This window comes from Roseibium sp., from assembly GCF_025698965.1.
Classification (GTDB): Bacteria; Pseudomonadota; Alphaproteobacteria; order Rhizobiales; family Stappiaceae; genus Roseibium.
In genome coordinates this window covers 1-3268 of the sequence record NZ_JAILWL010000609.1, presented here as the reverse complement: position 1 = coordinate 3268, position 3268 = coordinate 1, and the positions used below count along the sequence as shown (strand labels likewise).

3 protein-coding genes are annotated in these 3268 nt (G+C 54.8%); 1 reads left to right on the top strand and 2 read right to left on the bottom strand.

Annotated features, from left to right (window positions below):
• Positions 1-48: 48 nt before the first annotated feature.
• Entirely contained in the window at positions 49-483 is a 435-nt protein-coding gene (locus tag K5905_RS30415; protein ID WP_297591456.1) for a heme-binding protein, read from the bottom strand.
• A gap of 64 nt (positions 484-547) precedes the next feature.
• Positions 548-1741 carry an aminotransferase class V-fold PLP-dependent enzyme gene (locus K5905_RS30410; RefSeq protein WP_297591454.1) on the bottom strand — a complete coding sequence of 398 codons (1194 nt, stop codon included), beginning with the start codon at positions 1739-1741 and terminating at the stop codon, positions 548-550.
• Positions 1742-1843: 102 nt separating this feature from the next.
• Between K5905_RS30410 and K5905_RS30405 the strand changes: the two genes are divergently transcribed.
• The coding region (locus K5905_RS30405) for an FAD-binding oxidoreductase (RefSeq protein ID WP_297591453.1) at positions 1844-3268 on the top strand (1425 nt) is incomplete at its 3' end.

The following is a 3268-nucleotide window of genomic DNA, read 5'->3' as shown; positions in this document are numbered from 1 at the left end:
AGGCGGCTAACGTTTTCACAATATTTGATACGGCAGCGATTTCGCCCGTCAACCACCATCCGCCGTCAAACCAACCGCTTGAATAGCTGCGACTGCGCACGCCTCATCATTGTCTGAGCTGTCGCCTGTGATACCGACCGCGCCAATGAGCGTGCCGTCGCGACTGCGGACAAGGACGCCTCCGGGAACCGGCACCAAGGAACCGCCAGACAGATTGTTCATCGCTTGAATGAAATAGGGCTGCTCCTGAGCTCTTTTGAAAAGAGCGCGTGACCCAAGCCCCATGGAAATGGCTCCCCTCGCCTTGCCCTGAGCGATCTCCGGTCGAAGTGTGCTCGTCCCATCCTGGCGGGACAAGGCTTTCAGATGTCCGCCGGCGTCGAGAACAGCAACGGTCAAAGGTTTCAAGCCCAATTCAGCGGCCTTTTCAAACGCAGCATCAAGAATGGCGTGTGCCAGTTTCTGAGTTATCTCGTTCGGCATGGTGCCTCCGTCTTGTGTCCTGCTCGTCATTCACCACAGCATATCAAGGAGTTGGGAAGGATCGCTATGCAGCAGCCTCTCCTGATCGAGCTTGCTGACAACCCGCAAGACTATCAAGCGCTGCCTGAGCCCCTCCCCGCCGGTATGGTATTCCGGAGAGTTCCAGTCCCATTTCCACGCCAGACAATGTGCCCATCAGCATCAAGTCGTTGAAATCTCCCAAATGCCCTATGCGGAAGACACGGTCTGCCAGTTTGGACAGGCCATTACCGAGCGACATGTTGAAGGCATCCAAGGTCGTCTTGCGGAAACCATCTGCACTGTGCCCCTCAGGCACAAACACGGCCGTCAAGGAGCCGGAATAATCCGAAGGTTTGCTGCAGACCGTTTCAAGTCCCCAGGCAGCAACTGCCTTGCGCGCCGCTTCTCCATGTCGGGCATGGCGCGCAAAAACGTTGTCCAAGCCTTCGTCATGCAGCATGGCGATCGCTTCAACCAATCCATAAAGCATGTTGGTAGCAGGTGTATAAGGGAAATAACCTGCTGCGTTCGGCCCTGCCATCTCATCCCATGCCCAATACGATTTTTGCATCCCGGAGGTTTTTGACGCCGCTAGCGCCTTCTCGCTAATGGCATTGAAAGACAACCCGGGTGGTAGCATCAGGCCTTTTTGAGAGCCTGAGATCGTCACATCGACACCCCATTCGTCATGGCGGTAGTCGATCGATGCCAGTGAGGAAATCGTATCGACCATCAAAAGTGCCGGATGACCGGTCGTGTCCAGGGTTTTGCGCACATCCGCAATGGCACTGACGCAACCGGTTGAGGTTTCGTTGTGAACCACGCAAATCGCTTTGATTTCATGGTTTTTGTCGCTGCGAAGCCGCTCCTCAATAACATCCGTATCGACACCAGATCGCCAATCACCAGCCAAAAACTCGGATCGAAGACCTAATCGATCTGCCATCTTCTTCCAAAGTGACGCGAAATGACCTGTTTCGTACATCAGCACCAGATCACCCGGCGACAAGGTGTTTACGAGCGCCGCCTCCCACGCTCCCGTTCCGGACCCGGGATAAATAACGACAGCCCCATCCGTTTTGAAAATCGAACGCATGCCATCCAACGCGCGCTTTCCGACATCAGCAAAAGCCGGTCCTCGATGGTCAATCGTCGGCATATCCATCGCCCGCAGGACGCGGTCCGGTACGTTGGTCGGGCCGGGAATTTGAAGAAAATGCCGTCCTGGAGCTGTCATATTTGCTCTCCTCGTGACCTCGTTCGAGCGCACTCTTGATCGGTGAACTTTTTCGTTTTATTGAATATTGTATTCAAAATGCAAGTCAAGAGTTGATTGTCGATGACCGCCCAAAGCGATCTTGAAATCCAGCTGAAAAAGGAAATTGAAGGCGACGTTCTGTTCGACCGTTTCAGCCGGGGACGCTACGCAACCGACGCTTCGATCTATCAGATGCTTCCCCTCGGCACCGTTGTGCCGAAAACGTTTGAAGATGTTGAAATCACGCTTGAAGTTGCCCGCAACGCCGGGGTTCCTGTTCTTCCGCGTGGAGGTGGAACATCACAAAGTGGACAAACCGTCAACGAGGCGGTGGTCATAGATTTCACCAAACACCTGAACCAGATCGTCGAGGTGCATGCAGACACCGAAACTGCCATTGTAGAACCCGGGCTGGTGCTCGACCAACTCAACATTGCGTTGAAGAACAAAGGGTTGTGGTTCCCGGTCGATGTGTCCACGGCTTCACGGGCAACACTTGGTGGTATGGCAGCCAACAATTCCTGCGGCGCGCGCTCCTTCCGCTATGGCATTATGCGCGACAATGTAAGAGCCATCGACGCCCTTTTGCCTGACGGACTGAAGGTCCGTTTCGGCGATGTCCCGGACAATCTTGCAAGGAACGACCGTCCGGAAGGTCTAGGGCAACTGTCTCGGGACCTTCTGGATTTCGGTGCGCGCGAAGCCGAGGAAATTAGAGCCAGGTTTCCGGACCTGATGCGCCGTGTCGGTGGATACAATATCGACGCCTTGATTCCGGGTGGGCCGGCAAACAATCTGGCGGAATTGCTTGTCGGGTCCGAAGGTACGCTCGCCATTACACGCCAGCTCACGCTGAAGCTCGCCCCGGTCCTTGGCAGCAAAACCATAGGCATCTGCCACTTCCCCACATTCTTCGAAGCGATGGACAACACTCGGCATCTTGTCGACCTCGGACCGACCGCCATAGAGCTGATGGACCGCAATATGATCGACCTGGGCCGGGAGATACCAATGTTCCGGCCAATCGTCGACGCGTTTGTGAAAGGAAATCCTGCTGCCCTTTTGATGGTAGAGTTTGCCGAAGATGACCAGAAGGAGAACCTCCGAAGACTGGCAAAACTCCATGACCGGATGGCAGATCTAGGGTTTCGCTGGGGCGATCCGGGAAAAAAGGAAGGCGGTGTGGTTGATGCCATCGAGCCGGCTTTCCAGAACCAGATCATGGAGGTTCGAAAACAGGGCCTCAACATCATGATGTCGATGAAGTCTGACGGCAAACCGGTGTCGTTCATCGAAGATTGTGCCGTACGGCTGGAGGACCTTGCAGATTACACCGACAGGCTGACAGGCATCTTCGACAAGTATGGAACCGAAGGCACATGGTATGCCCACGCTTCCGTCGGCACGCTGCATGTTCGACCGGTTCTGAACCTGAAATTGGATCAGGATGTGACAAAAATGCGCGCCATCGCCGAAGAGGCCTTTGAAATGGTGCGCGAATACAAG